This is a genomic window from Micrococcus sp. TA1, from assembly GCF_014199555.1.
In the GTDB taxonomy this organism is placed as follows: domain Bacteria; phylum Actinomycetota; class Actinomycetes; order Actinomycetales; family Micrococcaceae; genus Citricoccus.
In genome coordinates this window covers 1,913,188-1,930,862 of the sequence record NZ_JACHNW010000001.1, presented here as the reverse complement: position 1 = coordinate 1,930,862, position 17,675 = coordinate 1,913,188, and the positions used below count along the sequence as shown (strand labels likewise).

Genomic DNA, 17,675 nt, shown 5'->3' with positions numbered 1-17,675 from the left:
GCGCGCCGGGGCCTCCGGGTGCGGTCCCGGATCAGTCCCGCGGGCTGACCGGCAGCCGCACCCCCGAGAGTCCACGCGGGCGGACGGCCAGTGCGTCGGCGATGCGCCGCAGCTCGGTGCCGGCCGCCGAGCCGGGATGGGCCAGGACCACGGGGGTGCCGCCGTCGCCGTCCCGGCGCAGGACGGGGTCCAGCGGGACCGAGCCCAGCAACGGGACCGGCTGGCCCAGCGCGGCCGAGAGCCGGTCGGCCACGAGCCGGCCGCCGCCGCTGCCGAAGAGGTCGAGCACCGTGCCGTCCGGCAGGGTCATCGCGGCCATGTTCTCCACCACTCCGGCCACCTGCTGGCCGGTCTGCTCGGACAGCTCCCCCGAGCGCGCCGCCACCTGGGCCGCCGCCTGCTGCGGGGTGGTCACCACGAGCAGCTCGGAGGTGGGCATCAGCTGAGCGGCGGAGATGGCGATGTCACCGGTGCCCGGGGGCAGGTCCACGAGCAGGATGTCGAGGTCCCCCCAGTACACGTCCGTCACGAACTGCTCCAGGGCCCGGTGCAGCATGGGTCCGCGCCAGGCGACCGGGCGGTCGGTGTCCAGGAACATCCCGATGGAGATGACCTTCACGCCGTGCGCGACGGGGGGCAGGATCATCTCGTCCACGCGCGTGGGGCGCTCCGCGGTCCCCAGCAACCCGGGGATGGAGAAGCCGTGGATGTCCGCGTCCACGAGTCCCACCGCCAGGCCGCGGGCGGCCAGCGCGGTGGCCAGGTTGGCGGTGACGGTGGACTTGCCCACCCCGCCCTTGCCGGAGGCCACCGCGTAGACGCGGGTCAGGGTGGACTGGCCGAAGGGGTTGGCCGGTCGCCCGGCGGTGAGCCGGTCCTTGAGGGCGGCTCGCTGCTCGGGCGTCATCACCGTCATGACGACCTCGGAGCCCGAGCATCCCGGCAGCCCGTCCAGGGCCCGCTCGACGTCCCCGGTGATGGTGTCCCGCAACGGACAGCCCGCGATGGTCAGGCGGATGCCGATCGTCAGGTGCCCGGGGGAGTCGGCCTGCGGGCTGGTGGCGAGTGCCTCGACCGGACGCCCGGTACCGCCCTCGGTGACGGAGGCGACCATGCCCAGTTCGGTGACGGGGCGCCGCAGCTCGGGATCCAGGACGGAGCCCAGTCGCTCCCAGGCGGCCCGTTCCAGTGGCGTGGTGAGTTCGGGGGTGTCTGTCATGCGGTGGTGTCGTCCTTGCTGGTCTCGGTGTCCACGGCGGCCTCCTCCGCGGCGATGATCGCCAGCGTCGTGGTCTGTGCGCCGTCCTCGTCGCCCTCGATCCGCTCACGGGCCTCCCGGCTCGGCCGGTTCTTCTTCTTTTTCTTCTTCCGCGCCACGGTGCCGGACCCCCGGTACGGGGCGCCGTCGTCGGGACCCTGCCGCAACTCCTCGAGCAGCTCGGCGCGCACCTGCTCGCGCATCTGGTCCTTGAGCTCCTCGGTGATCTCGGCGACCGCATCGCGCATCTCGGAGCGCACGAAGTCCCGGGTGGCCACGTCCTGCAGGGCGATCCGCAAGCCGGCGAGCTCACGGGTGAGGTACTCGGTGTCCGCGAGGTTGCGCTCGGCCCGCGCACGGTCCTCGCGCAGGGACACCTTGTCCCGGTCGTCCTGCCGGTTCTGGGCCAGCAGCAGCAGCGGGGCGGCATAGGAGGCCTGCAGGGACAGCACCAGCGTCAGCGCGGTGAAGCCCAGGGCGGCGGAGTCGAACCGCCACGCCTCCGGGGAGAACGTGTTCCAGACCAGCCAGATGGCACAGAAGATCGTCATGGCCAGCAGGAACTGCGGGGTGCCCATGAACCGGGCGAACCCCTCGGTGGCCTCGCCGAACGCGTCCGGGTTCGGGCTCAGCCGCGGCCAACGCCGCTCCCGGGCACCCATCGGGGTCTCCAGGCCGGTCCGGCGCTGGACCTGGTCGGTCGACTTCTCTGCCATCAGCTGGCCTCCTCTCTCGCCGCCGGTGCGTCCTCGGTCTCGGAGTCGTCCATGCTGCGCCAGTCCTCGGGCAGGATGTGGTCCAGCACGTCGTCCACGGTGACGGCCCCCACCACGCGGTGGTGCTCGTTGACCACCGGGATGCAGGTCAGGTTGTAGGTGGCCAGCTCGCGCGTCACGGCCGGCAGCGGCAGCAGGTCGGACACCGGTTCCAGGTCCTTGTCCAGCAGGTTGCCCAGGGGCTCCGGCGGCGGGTAGCGCAGCAGGCGCTGGAAGTGCACCACGCCGAGGTAGCGGCCGGTGGGGGTCTCCAGCGGGGGACGGGCCACGATCACCAGGGAGGCCATCGCGGGGGTGAACTCCTGCTGGCGGATGTTGGCCAGCGCATCGGCGACGGTCGCCTCCGGGGGCATGATCACCGGCACCGGCGTCATCACCGAACCGGCCGTGTTCTCCTCGTACTCCATGAGGCGGCGGACGTCGTCGGCCTCCTCGGGTTCCATCAGCTCCAGCAGCAGCTCCTGCTGGGAGTCGGAGAGCTCGTGCAGCAGGTCGGCGGCATCGTCCGGGTCCATCTCCTCCAGCACGTCGGCCGCGCGCTCGATGTCCAGGTGGGAGATGATCTCGACCTGGTCGTCGTCCGGCAGCTCCTGGAGCACGTCCGCCAGCCGGTCGTCCTGCAGCTCGGTGGCAACCTCCACGCGGCGCTTGGCCGTCATCTCGTGCAGGACGTCCGCCAGGTCGGCGGCCTTGAGGTCCTCGTGGGCGGCCACGAAGCTGGTGGCACCCTGGGGCTCGGCCTGATCGGCCCACCGGGCCTGTCCCCATTCCACGAGCAGGTGCTCGCCGCGGGCCCGGCCGAAGGCCGTGCGGCCGGCGTCGCGGCGGACGTAGAGGTCGCTGACCACCCAGTCGCCGTTGCGCTGCCGCTCCAGGCCCAGGTCCTCCAGGATGGCGTTCCCGGACCCGTCCGCCAGGGTGACCTTGCGGTCGAAGAGGTCCCCGGCGACCATCAGCTCGGCCCCGCGGCGTTCGAAGCGGCGCAGGTTGATCAGCCCCGTGGTGATGATCTGACCGGAGCCCATGGAGGTCACCCGGGTCATCGGCACGAAGACCCGTTTCTTGCCCGGCACCTCGATGACCAGGCCGACCGCGACCGGCGGCAGGCCGGGCCCGCGATCGGTCACGACGGCGTCGCGCATCCGTCCCAGCCGGTCGCCCAGCGGGTCGAACACGTCCAGGCCCAGCATCCGGGCGACGAAGATCTTGGGGGCACTCACCCCTCCAGCCTAGTCGGCCCGGGCCGGCCTGCCCGGGGGCGGCCGGGCCCGGCGAGGGCGGGGACACGCCCACCCGGGCCATGGTCAGGGCGGCCGGGGCGGCGTACCGTAGGAGCACGGATATCCGCCCCAGGGAACGAGTGGCTATGGACCGTGGCCCATGGAAGAAGTGGACTCCCGCCGTGGCGGTGAGCGCGACGATCGCGGCGCTCGCGGCGGGTGGCTCCATCGCGGCAGGCGCGCGGACGGACCTGCCGGACAGGACACCCCAGGACGTGCTCGAGATGGTCGCCTCGCACGAGGTCGAGGGTTTCTCCGGCCGCCTGGCGGCCAGCGTCGAGCTGGGCCTGCCGCAGTTGCCCGTGGAGGCCGTCCGGGACGCCGAGGCCCAGGACACCGGCGCCGTGGACGCACGACTGGCCGAACTGCTCGCGCTGGTGCCGGGCACGCACGAGGCCCGGGTCTTCGCCGACGGGCACGACCGGTCGCGCCTGCAGATCCTGGACGGGGCCGAGGAGAAGAACCTCATCCGCAACGACGACGAGCTCTGGTACTACGACTCCGTCGAGGACCGGGCCGTCCACGCCACCGTGCCCCGGGACGGTGCGGGGCACGGTGGGGCCATGGACCCGTGGCGGCGTGACGGGGCCCTGCCCACCCCGGAGCGGGTCGCCGAGCGCGTGCTGGACCGGGCCGAGGTGCACAGCACGGTCACGGTCGAGGAGGGCACCGCCGACTCCGGGCGGGACGCCTACACCCTGCGCCTGGACCCGCGCACCGATCAGACCCTCGTGGACAGTGTCCTGGTCGACGTCGATGCCCAGACCGGCATGCCGCTCGGCGTCGAGGTGCGCGCGGTGGGCCAGGACGAGCCGGCCGTCAGCATCGTCTTCACGGAGTTCACCCCCGGTGCGCCCGACGCCGGCCTGTTCGACTTCGAGCCGCCCGCCGGGGCCACGGTGGAGGAGCAGGCCCTGCCGGACTGCGAGCCGCGGTCCGGTGCCGCCGGTGCCCGGGAGGACGGGAACCGGGGGCCGGTCTCCGGGGACCGGGCGCGGGGCGAGGTCGTCGGCGACGGCTGGGAGGCCGTCGTGGTGATGCCCGCCGGGTCCGGCCCCGGTGAACCGGCCGGCTCGGTGCTGCTGGACGACCTGGCCGTGGAGGTCGAGGGCGGACGCGTGCTGGGCACGCCGTTGCTGAACGTCCTGCTGACGGACGACGGGCGGGTGCTCGCGGGGCCGGTGCCGCAGCACCGGCTGCTGGAGGTCGCCGCCGCCGGAACCGGCGAGGAGTGAACGGCCCCCTCCCGGACGCGGACCCGGTCATCCGCACGCGCCGGTTGAGCAAGCGGTTCGGGAGGCGTCATGCCGTCCGCGAGGTGGACCTGACCGTCCCGCGCGGCGCGGTGTTCGGGTTCCTGGGGCCCAACGGCTCCGGCAAGACCACGACGATCCGGATGCTGCTGGGCCTGGCCGCGCCGACCTCCGGCACCATCAGCCTGCTCGGGGAGCCGATGCCGCAGGCAGCCCTGCGGGTCCTGCCGCGCGTCGGGGCGCTCGTGGAGGGACCGGCGTTCTACCCCTACCTCTCCGGGTGGGCCAACCTGGTCCGCCTCGACGCCGCGGACCGCACCTCCGATCCCCGCACGCGGGCGCGGCGGGTGGAGGAGGCGCTGGAGCGCGTGGGGCTCTCGCGCGCCGCCCGGCTGGCCGTGCACGCCTACTCCCTGGGCATGAAGCAGCGCCTCGGCATCGCCGGCGCCCTGGTCGCCGAGCGCGAACTGCTGGTGCTGGACGAGCCCACCAACGGACTGGACCCGCAGGGGACACGGGAGGTGCGGCACCTGGTGGCCTCACTGGCCGGGGCCGGGCTGACGGTGTTCGTCTCCAGCCACCTGCTCAGCGAGGTCGAGCAGGTCTGCACGCACGCGGCGGTCATGAGCAACGGGAGGCTCGTGGCGCAGGGGACGCTGGACGAACTGCGCGGGACCGCCGCCGGACGGGTGGTGGTGCACACCCGGGACACCGAGGCCGCCGGGCGGGTGCTCGCCCGCCTGGGGCTGTCCCCGCTGCCCGACGGGGCCGGGACCGTGCGCGCCACCACGGGCCCGCACACGCCGCCTCCCGAGGACATCGTCTCCGCACTGGTCACCTCCGGGGTGGGCGTGCGCGGGTTCAGCGTGGAGGGAACGAGCCTGGAGGAGCGGTTCGTGCAGCTGACGGGAGAGGGGTTCGACATTGCCTGAGCGCACCGCGCGGGCCGGTGGGATGCTCGCCTCGGAGCTGCACCTGCTGTTCCGGCGCCGGCGTACCTGGGCCCTGTTCGCCGCGCTGGCCGCGGTGCCGGTCCTCATCGGGCTGGCCGTGCGGGTCTCCGCCGGCCCGCCGCGGGGCCGCGGGCCGGCGTTCCTGGACCAGGTCGCCGGCAACGGGCTCTTCCTGGCCGTGGTCGGGCTGCTCGTCAGCGTGCCGCTGTTCCTGCCGCTGACCGTCGCGGTGGTCGCCGGGGACTCGATCGCCGGCGAGGCCTCCCAGGGCACCCTGCGCTACCTCCTGACGGCCCCCGTGTCGCGGGCCGGCCTGCTACTCGTCAAGTACGCGGTCATCGTGGTGTTCTGCGCCGCTGCGGTGCTGGTGCTCGCGGGGGCCGGGGTGCTGGTCGGCCTGGTCCTGTTCGGGGTGCAGCCGGCCGTGCTGCTCTCCGGGGACACCCTCGGCCTGGGGGCGTCGTACGCGCGGATCGCCCTCATCGCCGCCTACGTGGCCGTGTCCCTGCTGGGGCTGGGGGCGATCGGGCTGTTCCTCTCGACGCTCTCGGACGTACCGGTGGGCGTGATGGCGGCCATCGCCGTGCTCGCGGTGGCGGCCCAGATCGCCGGTTCCCTGCCGCAGCTGGACTGGCTGCACCCCTGGCTGTTCACCGAGCACTGGACCGGTTTCGTGGACCTGCTGCGCCAACCGGTGCTCTGGGACTCCTTCGTCGACAACTCGGTGCTGCAGGCCGGTTACGTGCTGGTGTTCGGCGCGCTGGCCTACGGCAGGTTCGCCACGAAGGACGTGCTGAGCTGACCGGGGGCCGGGGGCCGGCATCGCGTTGCTTACGCCGGTGGCTGAGAACCGGCGCCCCGTGGTGACCGCCCAGGTCGTCAGCGGCAGAATGGACCCATGTCGATGCTCTTCGGTCCCGCGTCCTCCGACCCGGCAGCCAGCGGCCTGCCCCGTGGCGAGGTGCTGGGCACCTACGACTCCTACGCGGACGCCCGGAAAGTCGTGGACCGGCTGGCCGAGCAGGACTTCGACGTCCGGACCGTCTCGATCGTCGGTGTCGACCTGCGCACGGTCGAGCGGATCCGCCACCGGCAGACCTATGCCTCCGTGGCCCTGCGCTCGGCCCTGCAGGGCGCGTTCTTCGGTCTGATGCTCGGCATCCTGATGAGCCTGATCGACCCCGCCGGCACGGGTCCGCAGATGCTCTACACCGTGGGCCTCGGCGTCGGGATCTGGGTGCTGTTCGGGGTCATCGGCCACGCGATCCGCAAGGGCAAGGGCTTCGACTCCGTCCAGCAGCTCGTGCCCGCCCGCTTCGACGTGGTCTGCGAGTTCGCCTCGGCGGCCACGGCCCGCCAGATCCTCGGGGGCGCCCCGGTGCCGTCACCGGCGCCCACCCCCGCACCGGCGCCCGCGCAGCAGCCGCCGGGCCCCGCTCCGTCCGGCCCGACGGCGCCGGTCGGCCCGGCGACCCCGCCCACCGGGACGGGCGGCACCGGCCGGGAACCGGCCTCCGCACCGCCGGCCCCGACGGCGGACTCCGCGCCGGCCCCGGCTCCGGCCTCCGCGGCGACGCCCGCCTCCGCTCCGGCCCGCACCCATCACTTCCCCGACCTGCCCGACGGCCGGCCCCAGTACGGCGTCCGGCTGCCGGAGGACCAGGCCCAGGCGCTGCGGGAGCAGATGCTGAAGGACCATTCCGGCGCTGGCCGGTCCGGCAGCACCCCCGGGGCCTTCGCCGCCCCCGACTACGGCCGGCGCGGCAGCGGCCGGCGGCGGGACCCGGACCGCCCGCTCGACGGCGGCCCCGCCCCCGATGCCGGGTCCGGCACCGCGTCCGCGCCGCCCTCCGTTCCTGCAGCGGGGGAGGACACCGCGGCGGGCACCGGGCCGGCGTCGGGCACCACGGAGGGACGCTTCGCCCGGCCGCGCTACGGCCGCCACGCCGAGCGCCCTGCCGGCGAGACCGGCACGGAACCCGGCGCCGGACCGGACACCGAGCCTCCGTCGCGCGACGACGACCCGGCCTGACACCGGCCGGGCCGTCACGGGCGGGGCTCAGCGCTGGAGGTCGGCCATCCAGGACTCGATCGCCTCGGGGGTGCGCGGCAGGGCGGCGGAGAGGTTCTCGGCGCCCTCGTCGGTGACACGGATGTCGTCCTCGATGCGGATGCCGATGCCGCGGTACTCCTCGGGCACGGCCAGGTCCTCGGCCTTGAAGTACAGGCCCGGCTCGATGGTGAAGACCATGCCCGGCTGCAGCTCGCCGTCGAGGTAGAGCTCCCGCTTGGCCTGGGCACAGTCGTGGACGTCGAGGCCGAGGTGGTGGCTGGTGCCGTGCGGCATCCACCGACGGTGCTGCTGGCCCTCCGGGGACAGCGCCTCCTCCACCGTGACCGGCAGCAGGCCCCACTCGTGCAGGCGCTCGGCGAGCACCCGCATGGCGGTCTCGTGGATCTGGCGGAACCGGATGCCCGGCCTGACGACCTCGAAGGCGGCGTCGGCGGCGTCCAGCACCGCCTGGTAGACCTTCCGCTGCACGTCCGTGAACGTCCCGTTGACCGGCAGCGTGCGGGTGATGTCCGCCGTGTAGAGGGAGTCGGCCTCCACGCCGGCGTCCACGAGGATCAGGTCCCCGTCCCGCACCGCGCCGTTGTTGCGGATCCAGTGCAGCACGGTGGCGTTGTTCCCGGAGGCCGCGATCGTGTCGTACCCCAGGTCGTTGCCCTCCAGGCGGGCCCGGGAGAAGAACGCGCCCTCGACGATGCGCTCACCGCGCTCGTGGCCGGCCGCCGCGGGAAGCACCTTCACGATGTCCTCGAACCCGAAGATGGTGGCCGCGACCGAGCCGCGCAGTTCCTCGATCTCCCAGCCGTCCTTGACCAGGCGCAGCTCGGAGAGGAACTCGGCCAGCTCGGCGTCGAGGCCGTCCGAGACCTCCAGGTCCACGCCGGTGTTGATCCGCGAGGTGTCGACCAGGGCCTCGACGTCCAGGTCCGAGCCGCGCAGCAGGCGGATCCGGATCCCGCCGATCTCCACCGCACCGGCGTTCTTGGTGACCGCGACCTCCAGCCCGGACAGGTCGGAGGTGCGGATGCCGGTGCGGGACTGCATCTGGCCGAGGGTGGGGCGGGCACCGATCCAGAACTCGCCGGTGCGGGCGTTGGAGTAGAACTCCTCGGAGTCACGGCCGGCCAGCGGCCGGAAGTACAGGGTGGCCTCGTGGTCCGAACCGTGGTCGCCGGTCCCCGGGTCCACCGGTTCCAGCACGAGCACGGCGTCCGGTTCGTGGTCCACCCCGAGCCCGGTCAGGTGGGCGAACGCGGAGTGGGCGCGGAACCGGTAGTCGGTGTCGTTGGAGCGGACCTTCAGCGGACCGGCCGGGACGACGATGCGCTCGCCCCGGTACTTCTCCGACAGGGCCGCCCGGCGCTTGGCAGCGAAGGGCGCAGAGGTGTCCGGCATGACCAGGGGGGTCTCGGCCGGGGCCCAGTTCGAGCCCATGAACTCCTTGAAGGCCTCGGAGGTCGGCTTCTGGGACCGGTTGTTCACGCGGTCCTCGATGGGCTGGGTGTCGTGGGCCGGGGTCTCCGGGGTCTGGGACTGTGCATCACTCATGGCGTCCATCATCGCACTGCGCCCGGCGTTGGCTAGGCTGGTGGTCATGCCGTTCGACCTGCACACGCACTCCAACATCTCGGATGGCACCGAACCGCCCGCCACCGTGGTGCGCGCCGCGGCCAGGGCCGGGCTGAGCGGCCTGGCGCTGACCGACCACGACTCCACGGCCGGCTGGGCCGAGGCCGCGGACCAGGCGGTGGCCTCGGGGATCGTGCTCATCCCGGGCATGGAGGTCTCCTGCGTCTCGGACACCGGCATCAGCGTGCACCTGCTGTCCTACCTGCACGACCCCCACGATCCGGACCTGTCCGCGGAGATCGAGCGGTCCCGCAGTTCCCGCCTCACCCGGGCCCAGCGGATGGTGGGCCGGCTGGCCGAGGACTTCCCGATCACGTGGGACCACGTGCTGCGCCACTCCACGCCGGACGCCACGATCGGCCGGCCGCACATCGCCGACGCGCTCGTCTCCCTCGGCGTGGTGGATGACCGCTCGGCGGCGTTCACCTCGATCCTGACGCCGCGCTCCAAGTACTACGTGGGCCACTACGCCCCGGACCCGGTGGACGCGGTCCGGCTGGTCCTGGCGGCCGGGGGAGTGCCCGTGTTCGCCCACCCCATGGCCTCCATGCGGGGGCGCGTGGTCGGTACGGAGCTGTTCCGCGAGATGATCGACGCCGGGCTGGCCGGGGTGGAGGCCGACCACCGGGACAACCCGGACGACGCCCGCCGCTGGCTGCGCGTGCTCGCCCGCCAGCACGGGATGTTCGTCACCGGTTCCTCCGACTACCACGGGGCCGGCAAGCCCAACCGGATCGGGGAGCACACCACCGACGCGGCCGTGGTGCAGCAGATCATCGAGCGCGGCACGGGCACCGAGGTCATCTACCCCTGACCCCTGCGGTGGGCGGCGGAGGACGCCGGGGGCTCACGGGCAGATCGGCGCCTGTCTCAGCGCCAGGGGTTCCGGGTCACGGACACGTGCACCGTCCAGGCCGCCAGGCCGAGGAAGGCCAGGGCCTGGACCCCGAGCAGGCCCAGGTCCATGAGCCATTGTCCGGCCGTGGGGTCGAATAGCGGGTCGATTCCGGGCGCGGGGGGTTGCTGCAGGCCCACCGTCGCGGCCGTCGCCGCATAGCCGAAGCGAGCGGGCAGCAACCAGGACACCTGCTCGAGGCCATCGCGTCCCGCCAGTGGGAACAGCCCGCCGCACAGGATCAGCTGGGACATCACCATGGCGACGAGTGCGGGCATGGTCTGTTCCGTTGACGTCACGGCTCCGGACACGGCCAGTGCGGCCACGGCCATGGCCACGCCGACCGCCGCTATCGCCACGGCGACCTCCACGCGTCCGTCGCCCAGGAGCAGGGCGTCGTCCGGTCCCGGCAGGCCGAGGAGGGCGAGCACGGTGAACACCACGCACTGGCAGGCCACCAGCACGCCGAGCACCACGGCCTTGCTGAGCAGGTATGCCGCCGGAGAGAGTCCGACGGCGCGCTCTCGTCGGTAGATCGGCCGCTCTCCGACGAGCTCGCGGATGGACAGCGCCGTTCCCATCAGGGCGGCGCCCACGACGAGGACCACCAGGCGCTGCTGGACCTGATTGACGTCACCCTGTGCCTCACTCAGGGACAGCCCGGCCCTGCCGGGGAAGGCCTGTGCCATCAGCGCGAGCAGCATGGGCATGCCGATCAGGAGCATGACGAAGAGCCGGTCCGCGGCGACCACCGCGATGTTCCGCCGGATGAGCGTCCACAGCTGGCGAGCCGGCGCCGCCCGCTGGGGTGGCGGGGCAGCCGCCGCCGGGACCGGCACCTGGACCGAGGTGGTCCTGCCCGCGTAGGCGTCATGGGCGGATGCCCGTGCGTTGCGGTCCACCCAGGTCTCGTCCTCCAGGGCCGCGAATGCCGACGGGTAGTCGTCCACGCCGAAGAAGGGCAGCACCTCTGCCGGCGGCCCGAAGAACGCGACGCGTCCGCCCCGGGCCAGGACGAGCACGCGATCACACTCGTCCAGGGCCAGGACGCTGTGGGTGACCACCAGCACCACTCGGTCGCAGTCGGCCAGCGACCGCAGGCTCTCCATGACCTGCCTGTCCAGGCCGGGATCGAGTCCGGACGTGGGCTCGTCCAGGAACAGCAGTCGCGGTGCCGTGAGCAGCTCCAGGGCGATCGAGGTCCGTTTGCGCTGGCCCCCCGAGAGGGAATCGATCCTCTGGTCTGCCTGGCTCGTCAGGTCGACCTCGGCGAGGACCTCATCGACCCGCTGGTCCCGCTCCGCCGAGCGCATGTCGGGAGGCAGGCGCAACCGGGCGGCGAACTGGAGCGCCCTGCGGACGGTGAGCTGGCGGTGGAGGATATCCTCCTGCGGCACCAGTCCCACCAGGAACCGGAGCTGGGCGTACTCGGTGTAGAGGTCCCGCCCGTTCCAGGTGACCTGTCCACGCGTCGCCGGCTGCAGCCCGGTGAGCGCGCCCAGCAGCGTCGACTTTCCCGCACCCGACGGGCCGATGACGCCCACGAGTGTGCCGGACGGGACGGTGATCGAGACATCGTCCAGCAGCTGGACGCCGGCCTTCGTGGTGACCTTCAGGTTCCTGGCGCTGAAGACGGGAGGTCCAGACGGCGGTGTGACCACATCCTCGTCATTCCATATCACCATGGTCGAACCAACTCCGATTGAGGCACCCTTGCTCGGCTGGCCCTCGCCGTGGACACGTCCGGCCTTGAGGGAGGTGCCGCTGAAGCTATCAGCGTCGCGCTGGACGGCGCCATGGCCGTCCGTCCCGATGGGCGCGGGATGGCGCAAAGCAAGTGGAAGACGAGTGGAGGACCATCAGACCGTCGCGCACCACGGCGGACGGGTGCGGTGCCCGTGCCGCACACGGCCCGGACACGAGGCAGGGCCCTCCGGTCGAGGGCGGAGGGCCCTGGCCGTCTCACGGTTCGGTGCGGACCTCCAGATGGGCGGTGGCCGGCGCCAGCCGACGGCGCATCACCTCGATCGCCTCGGGGTTCTGGTCCACCAGGACGAACCGGCGCCCGAGTTCCGCCGCCGCGGCCCCCAGCGTCCCGGAGCCGGCGAAGAAGTCCAGCACCCAGTCACCGCGCCGGGACGAGGCGGCGACCATCCGGCGCAGCAGGCCCAGGGGCTTCTGCGTCGGATAACCGGTCTTCTCCCTGCCGGTGGGGGAGACGATGGTGTGCCACCACACGTCGGTGGGCAGCTTGCCCCGCGCGGCCTTCTCCGCGGTGACCAGACCCGGTGCCATGTACGGTTCCCGGTCCACCTCGGCGGAGTCGAACCAGTACCCGTCCGGGTCCTTGACGTAGACCAGGATCGTGTCGTGCTTGGACGGCCAGCGCCGCTTGGACCGGCCGCCGTAGTCGTAGGCCCAGATGATCTCGTTCAGGAAGCACTCCCGGCCGAAGATCGCGTCCAGCATGACCTTGGCGTAGTGCACCTCCCGGTAGTCCAGGTGCAGGTACAGCGTCCCGTCCTCGGCCAGCAGCCGCCAGGCCTCGCGCAACCGCGGCTCCAGGAACTCCCAGTAGTCGGCAAAGGCGTCGTCATAGGAGGCCAGCGCCCCCTTGATGGTCCGGTACCCGCGGCCGCCGAAGCCGATCCGGTCCGCCTCCTCCTCGGGGGCGCGCACGGTGGTCAGCTGCTGCCGTCGCTGGGTCCGTCCGGTGTTGAACGGCGGGTCGAGGTACACCACCGTGAAGGCCCCGCCCGGCAGCGACGGCAGGAACTCGAGGTTCTCCGCCGCCACCACGAGGTCGGGGCCCTCGGGGTCGAAATGCGTCACGTCAGGGCATCATCCGCAACCGGCACCTCAGCGGTCCTCGGGCTGCGCACCGGACTGGCCGGCCTCGCCCCCGGCGACCACGTTGCCGTTGCGCCGGCGCGTGCGGGTCCGGCTGCGGCCGCGGCTGCGGGTCGCGCGCTGCTCGCCTCCCTCGGCACCGGCCCCAGCCGCCGCGCCGTCACGACGCCGGCCCCCGGTCTCCGTGCCCTGCTCGCCCTCGCGCGGCGCGCGCTCGGTGCGCTCACCCCGTCCGCCGCGGTCGGTGTCGCGGCCACCGGAGCGTCCACGCCCACGGCCCCGGCCGTCGTCGGACCCGTCCCGTCCGCCGCGTCCGCGGCCGCCCTCACGGCCGCCACGGGGTGCGCCCGGGCCGCCGAGGTCCTCGAGCTGTTCCGCGTCCAGGCCTGCCTTGGTGCGCTGCGACCGGGGCAGCCGGCCCTTGGTGCCCTTCGGGATGCCGAGGTCCGCGAAGAGGTGCTTCGAGGAGGAGTAGGTCTCCGGCGGTTCGGGGACGTCGAGCCCCAGGGCCTTGTTGATCAGGGTCCACCGGGGCATGTCCTCCCAGTCCACCAGGGTCACGGCGATGCCCTTGTTGCCGGCACGGCCGGTGCGGCCGACCCGGTGCAGGTAGGTCTTCTCGTCCTCGGGGCACTGGAAGTTGATCACGTGGGTGACGTCGTCCACGTCGATGCCGCGGGCGGCGACGTCCGTGGCGACGAGCACGTCGATCTTGTCCCCGCGGAAGGCGCGCAGGGCCTGCTCGCGCGCGCCCTGGCCGAGGTCGCCGTGGATGGACCCGGCGGCGAAGCCACGCTTCTCCAGTTCATCGGAGAGCCTGGCCGCCGTGCGCTTGGTGCGGGTGAAGATGATGGTCTTGCCGCGGCCCTCCGCCTGCAGGGTGCGGGCCACCAGCTCGTCCTTGTCCATGTGGTGAGCGCGGTAGACCAGCTGGCGGATGTCCTTCTTGGTGATGCCCTCGTCCTCGGGGTCCGCGGCGCGGATATGGGTCGGCTGGGTCATGTACCGGCGGGCCATGGCGACCACGGGCCCGGGCATGGTCGCGGAGAACAGCATGGTCTGGCGGACCTCGGGCACCGCGGACAGCAGGGTCTCGACGTCCGGCAGGAAGCCCAGGTCCAGCATCTCGTCGGCCTCGTCGAGGACGACGATCTTCACCAGCTTCAGGTTCAGGTGCCGCTGGCGCATCAGGTCGATCAGACGGCCGGGGGTGCCGACCACGACCTCCACGCCGCGCTGCAGCTCCTCGATCTGCGGCTCGTAGGCCCGGCCGCCGTAGATGGTGGCGATGCGCACGGACCGCTTCGAGGCGGCGGCGGTGATGTCCGCTGCCACCTGGTTGGCGAGCTCGCGGGTGGGGGCGACCACGAGGGCCTGCGGGGCACCGGGGGCCGCCAGCCTGTCGAAGCCCTCCTCGTCCGGGCCGATGACACGCTGCAGCAGCGGCAGGCCGAAACCGAGGGTCTTGCCGGTACCGGTCTTGGCCTGGCCGATGATGTCATGCCCGCCCAGGGCGACCGGCAGCGTCATGGCCTGGATGGGGAAGGGGTGGGTGATGCCCTTCTCGGCGAGGGCCTCGACCATGTCGGCGCGCACGTTGAAGTCGGCGAAGGACTTCTCGGGCTGCGGCGCGTTGGGCTCGGTGATGTCGATGGAGTCCTCGACGTCGATGGTCTCCAGGGAGGACGTGGCCAGGTCCTCGGTGTCGATGTCGTTGTCGGCGGCGATCTTGTGTTCAGGGGTCATGGGGGAGTTCGGTCCCGTCGTTCAGGCACGTCGGCCCGGTGCGATGGCACTGTCTGCGAGTGCACTCCGGCGGCTCGCCCACACGTGGGGGCGGCGCGGATCGGCCGGACGCCGTGCGTCCTTGTGGTGGAGCCGATCGCTGGGAGTTGCCGGGACGTCCTCCGCGAGGGGGAGTCCCGGGACCCGGGCTGGGCCACACCGCTGACGGGGCGGGGCCGCGTGCCGGATCCGGTAAGTCAGATCACGAGGGTGAACACAGATGAACAGTGCGACCGGTCATCCTTGGTAGGCATCAGTCTACCGGTCCGGGCGCGTCCTGGTGTGCGCCGTCCCCGGCCGGGGCCTGGCCGGCCACCCGGAACAACACCGTCCGGGTGGCCATGTCCGCGCGAACCAGGACGACCCGGATGCGGCTGCCGGCCTCGGCGAAGCCCTCGTAGCGGGCCAGCACGGGCGGGTGCTCCACCTGGACCTCGCCCCACGGCAGCCGTCCCTGCGCACGGGCCTTCTCCTCCTGCTCGGGGCCCGGTCCGGAGACCACCACGGCGGTGAACTCCTGCCCCTCCAGGCCGTGCAGCGAGGCCGCCTCCACCAGTTCCAGGGCGGCGTTGGAGGTCCGGGAGGCCAGCAGGTTGGACTCCCTCATGGCCTCGGGCAGGGCCGGCAGGATGGCGCGGATCCCCTCCGGGACGCGCTCGCCGTGCCGCAGGGCCAGGCAGGTCACCAGGACGAAGCGGTCCACGAGGCGGCGCAGCGGTGCCGTGGCGTGGGCGTAGGGCGCAGCGATGGCGGACTGCACGGCGATCTCGGGAGCGTCACCGTCGAAGGCGGTGTACCCGGCGCCGCGGAACAGGGAGGTGGCGGCGTGCATGATGGCCAGTTGCTGCGGGTCCCTGATGTCCAGCCCGCGCAGGTACTCGCCATAGGACTGCCGCTCGGACCACGGGTGGCCCAGCGCGCGGGTGCGTGCCCGGAACCGGTCGATGGAGTCCGCGTCCGCCGGCGGCATGGTGCGCAGGAGGCCGGTCCCGCCCTCGAGCATGATCCGCGCGGCGGCCATCCCGGTGAGCAGGGACACCTGCGCGTTCCAGTCCTCGACCTCCAGCGGGGGAGCGGTCAGCACCTCGTAACCGTGGTCGGTGACCGTGATCTCCTGTTCGGGAAGTCTCAGGCTGGCCCCGCCCCGCGCCGCCTCCTGACGGGTACGCAGGATCCCGACCTGCTTCAGCAGGGCCAGGGACGTGGCGGTCTCGTCGTCCGCGGCGCCCGGGCCGGCGTCGATCCTGGCCTGGGCCCGTTCATAGGTGAGCTGCTCGCGGCTGCGCACGGTGGCCCGTTCCAGGGCGGTGTCCACCACGGCGCCGTCGGCGTCCAGCGCGAAGGTCCACAGGTACGCCCCGCGGTCCACGTGCGGCAGCAGCGAACCGGCGTCCTCGCTGATCACCTCCGGGTGGAGGGGCACGCGTCCGTCCGGGAGGTAGATCGTCTGGCCGCGCCGCAGGGTCTCTGCGTCCAGGGCACCACCCGGGGCGATGAACGCCGGGACGTCCGCGATGGCGTAGTGCACGGTGAACCCGTCCGGATGTCCCTCGGCCCCGCGCTCGATGTACAGGGCCTGGTCGAGATCGGTGGACCCGGGCGGATCGATGGTCACCAGCGGCAGGTCCGTCCGGTCGTTCCCCGGCAGCGACCGCACGACGGCGGCGGCGGCCCGCTCGGCCTCGTCCAGCACCTCGGGCGAGAACGCGGTGGGCAGGTCGAACTCCTCGCGCAGGGCGGCCAGGCTGCGCGCCAGTTCGGTCTGCGCGGCGGAGCGGGCGAGGTCCAGATGGTAGTAGGCCACGGATCACACCCTACCGGCGGGTCGGGGGATTCCGGCGGGCCCTCGTGGCCTGCAGGTCGTTGACCGATCGCGGGGGTGGACGGCACGGTGGGGTGCATGACTGGCAAGGGAATCCTCACCACCGCCGAACTCGACGACGCCCTGTCCGGGCTGCCGGACTGGCGGCGCCGGAACACCGGGATCTACACCGCCTACCGATGCGCGGACAGCGCCGCCGCGGTGGATCTGATGGGCCGCATCGCCGCCGTGTGCCAGGAGCTCGACCACCACCCGGACCTGGACTGGCGGTACGATCACCTGTTCATCGACTCGTCCAGCCATGACGCCGGCGGTGCCGTGACGAAGCGGGACGTGCGGCTGGCCCGGAGGATCTCCGAACTGGCCGCCGACGCCGGGGCCACCCCGGTACCGGTCGAGAACCGTTCCTACGACCTCGCCCTGGACACCCGGGACCCGTCAGCGCTGGAGGACTTCTGGACCACGGCCCTGGGGTACCGGAGGAACGAGCGGACCGGAGACCTGCGGGATCCCTGGGGGCGCGGGCCGGGGTTCTGGTTCCAGCGGACCGACACCCCGGACCCCCGCCCGATGCACGTGGACGTCAACGGCCCGCGGGACGGCTGGGACCCGGTGCGCGCCGCACTCACCGAACGCGCGGGCGACCAGCGCGAGGACGCCACCTTCGCCCCGCGCTGGTGGATCTACACCGACGCGGACGGCAACCGGGTGTGCCTGTGCAGCGGGGAGGACGACACCGGCGACGACGCCGACGGCTAGGTCAGGCGCTCGGGGCGGCGACGAAGCCCACGGGACGGGCGGCCTCGGTGCCGATCTCCACGTAGCCGATGATGCCGGCGGGGATCATGACCAGGCGGCCCTTGGTGTCCTTCAGCCGCAGCAGGCCGCCGTCGGAGATGGCGTCGGAGACCAGGCGGGCGACGTCCTCGTTGCTGGCGTCCGATTCGATGACGACTTCGCGGGCCACGTTCTGCACGCCGATGCGGATCTCCATGGCGGTCTCCTTCAGTAGGTCACGGGCCGTCCAGGGGGAACGGCCGGGCTGCTCTTACGTCGCCAGACTAGGCGAAAACCGGCGCTCGACGGGCGGATGCGCCGGTTCT

The 17,675-nt window shown here is 72.8% G+C and carries 15 protein-coding genes; 6 read left to right on the top strand and 9 right to left on the bottom strand.

Annotated features, from left to right (window positions below):
- Positions 1-31: 31 nt before the first annotated feature.
- The 3 genes from GGQ69_RS08355 to GGQ69_RS08345 are packed head-to-tail and all read right to left on the bottom strand — an operon-like array spanning position 32 to position 3,254.
- The gene (locus tag GGQ69_RS08355; RefSeq protein ID WP_183527005.1) at positions 32-1,219 is read right to left on the bottom strand and encodes an Mrp/NBP35 family ATP-binding protein; all 1,188 of its coding nucleotides are present in this window, start codon (positions 1,217-1,219) and stop codon (positions 32-34) included.
- Positions 1,216-1,974 (bottom strand): DUF1003 domain-containing protein, encoded by a 759-nt coding sequence (locus GGQ69_RS08350; RefSeq protein WP_183527001.1) that lies wholly within the window; start codon positions 1,972-1,974, stop codon positions 1,216-1,218. Before GGQ69_RS08350 ends, GGQ69_RS08355 begins: the two co-directional genes overlap by 4 nt.
- Positions 1,974-3,254 carry a magnesium transporter MgtE N-terminal domain-containing protein gene (locus GGQ69_RS08345; protein ID WP_370577134.1) on the bottom strand — a complete coding sequence of 427 codons (1,281 nt, stop codon included), beginning with the start codon at positions 3,252-3,254 and terminating at the stop codon, positions 1,974-1,976. The genes GGQ69_RS08350 and GGQ69_RS08345 overlap by 1 nt, the downstream gene beginning before the upstream one ends.
- A gap of 146 nt (positions 3,255-3,400) precedes the next feature.
- On the opposite strand from GGQ69_RS08345, the gene GGQ69_RS08340 reads away from it, so the two are divergent.
- From GGQ69_RS08340 to GGQ69_RS08325, 4 genes are all read left to right on the top strand, one after another.
- Positions 3,401-4,549, top strand: coding sequence for a hypothetical protein (locus GGQ69_RS08340; protein WP_183526998.1), 1,149 nt, complete (start codon positions 3,401-3,403; stop codon positions 4,547-4,549).
- The gene (locus GGQ69_RS08335; protein WP_183526996.1) at positions 4,546-5,499 is read left to right on the top strand and encodes an ABC transporter ATP-binding protein; all 954 of its coding nucleotides are present in this window, start codon (positions 4,546-4,548) and stop codon (positions 5,497-5,499) included. Before GGQ69_RS08340 ends, GGQ69_RS08335 begins: the two co-directional genes overlap by 4 nt.
- Before the next feature lie 22 nt (positions 5,500-5,521).
- Positions 5,522-6,322: an ABC transporter permease gene (locus GGQ69_RS08330; protein WP_183528465.1), complete on the top strand. Its 801-nt coding sequence runs from the start codon at positions 5,522-5,524 to the stop codon at positions 6,320-6,322.
- A 96-nt stretch (positions 6,323-6,418) separates the two neighbouring features.
- On the top strand, positions 6,419-7,552 hold the full coding sequence (locus GGQ69_RS08325; RefSeq protein WP_183526992.1) for a general stress protein: 1,134 nt from the start codon (positions 6,419-6,421) through the stop codon (positions 7,550-7,552).
- Between the two features lie 27 nt (positions 7,553-7,579).
- On the opposite strand, the gene GGQ69_RS08320 is transcribed toward GGQ69_RS08325, so the two are convergent.
- Positions 7,580-9,151: an aminopeptidase P family protein gene (locus tag GGQ69_RS08320; RefSeq protein WP_370577166.1), complete on the bottom strand. Its 1,572-nt coding sequence runs from the start codon at positions 9,149-9,151 to the stop codon at positions 7,580-7,582.
- A 34-nt stretch (positions 9,152-9,185) separates the two neighbouring features.
- Here GGQ69_RS08320 and GGQ69_RS08315 point away from each other — a divergent pair, with 34 nt between their 5' ends.
- Positions 9,186-10,034, top strand: a complete 849-nt coding sequence (locus GGQ69_RS08315) for a PHP domain-containing protein (RefSeq protein WP_183526989.1) — start codon at positions 9,186-9,188, stop codon at positions 10,032-10,034.
- A gap of 56 nt (positions 10,035-10,090) precedes the next feature.
- Here GGQ69_RS08315 and GGQ69_RS08310 read toward each other — a convergent pair whose 3' ends face one another.
- The 4 genes from GGQ69_RS08310 to GGQ69_RS08295 form a co-directional block, all read right to left on the bottom strand.
- Complete coding sequence (locus GGQ69_RS08310) at positions 10,091-11,776, bottom strand: ABC transporter ATP-binding protein (RefSeq protein ID WP_183526986.1); 1,686 nt, start codon at positions 11,774-11,776, stop codon at positions 10,091-10,093.
- Positions 11,777-12,077: 301 nt separating this feature from the next.
- A complete protein-coding gene (locus GGQ69_RS08305; RefSeq protein WP_183526983.1) occupies positions 12,078-12,947 on the bottom strand; it encodes a site-specific DNA-methyltransferase in 870 nt (289 codons plus the stop codon).
- Positions 12,948-12,974: 27 nt separating this feature from the next.
- On the bottom strand, positions 12,975-14,711 hold the full coding sequence (locus GGQ69_RS08300) for a DEAD/DEAH box helicase (RefSeq protein WP_183526980.1): 1,737 nt from the start codon (positions 14,709-14,711) through the stop codon (positions 12,975-12,977).
- 292 nt (positions 14,712-15,003) lie between these two features.
- Complete coding sequence (locus GGQ69_RS08295; protein WP_183526977.1) at positions 15,004-16,554, bottom strand: RNB domain-containing ribonuclease; 1,551 nt, start codon at positions 16,552-16,554, stop codon at positions 15,004-15,006.
- Positions 16,555-16,650: 96 nt separating this feature from the next.
- Between GGQ69_RS08295 and GGQ69_RS08290 the strand changes: the two genes are divergently transcribed.
- Positions 16,651-17,331, top strand: a complete 681-nt coding sequence (locus GGQ69_RS08290) for a 4a-hydroxytetrahydrobiopterin dehydratase (RefSeq protein WP_183526974.1) — start codon at positions 16,651-16,653, stop codon at positions 17,329-17,331.
- A gap of 1 nt (position 17,332) precedes the next feature.
- On the opposite strand, the gene GGQ69_RS08285 is transcribed toward GGQ69_RS08290, so the two are convergent.
- On the bottom strand, positions 17,333-17,566 hold the full coding sequence (locus GGQ69_RS08285) for a DUF3107 domain-containing protein (protein ID WP_183526972.1): 234 nt from the start codon (positions 17,564-17,566) through the stop codon (positions 17,333-17,335).
- Between the last annotated feature and the right edge of the window lie 109 nt (positions 17,567-17,675).

What these genes read in the sequence shown, in the direction of transcription:
- GGQ69_RS08355 (WP_183527005.1), bottom strand. Translation starts at nt 1,219, where the DNA reads ATGACAGACACCCCCGAACTCACCACGCCACTGGAACGGGCCGCCTGG.
- GGQ69_RS08350 (WP_183527001.1), bottom strand. Translation starts at nt 1,974, where the DNA reads ATGGCAGAGAAGTCGACCGACCAGGTCCAGCGCCGGACCGGCCTGGAG.
- GGQ69_RS08340 (WP_183526998.1), top strand. Translation starts at nt 3,401, where the DNA reads ATGGACCGTGGCCCATGGAAGAAGTGGACTCCCGCCGTGGCGGTGAGC.
- GGQ69_RS08330 (WP_183528465.1), top strand. Translation starts at nt 5,522, where the DNA reads ATGCTCGCCTCGGAGCTGCACCTGCTGTTCCGGCGCCGGCGTACCTGG.
- GGQ69_RS08325 (WP_183526992.1), top strand. Translation starts at nt 6,419, where the DNA reads ATGTCGATGCTCTTCGGTCCCGCGTCCTCCGACCCGGCAGCCAGCGGC.
- GGQ69_RS08320 (WP_370577166.1), bottom strand. Translation starts at nt 9,151, where the DNA reads ATGATGGACGCCATGAGTGATGCACAGTCCCAGACCCCGGAGACCCCG.
- GGQ69_RS08315 (WP_183526989.1), top strand. Translation starts at nt 9,186, where the DNA reads ATGCCGTTCGACCTGCACACGCACTCCAACATCTCGGATGGCACCGAA.
- GGQ69_RS08300 (WP_183526980.1), bottom strand. Translation starts at nt 14,711, where the DNA reads ATGACCCCTGAACACAAGATCGCCGCCGACAACGACATCGACACCGAG.
- GGQ69_RS08290 (WP_183526974.1), top strand. Translation starts at nt 16,651, where the DNA reads ATGACTGGCAAGGGAATCCTCACCACCGCCGAACTCGACGACGCCCTG.
- GGQ69_RS08285 (WP_183526972.1), bottom strand. Translation starts at nt 17,566, where the DNA reads ATGGAGATCCGCATCGGCGTGCAGAACGTGGCCCGCGAAGTCGTCATC.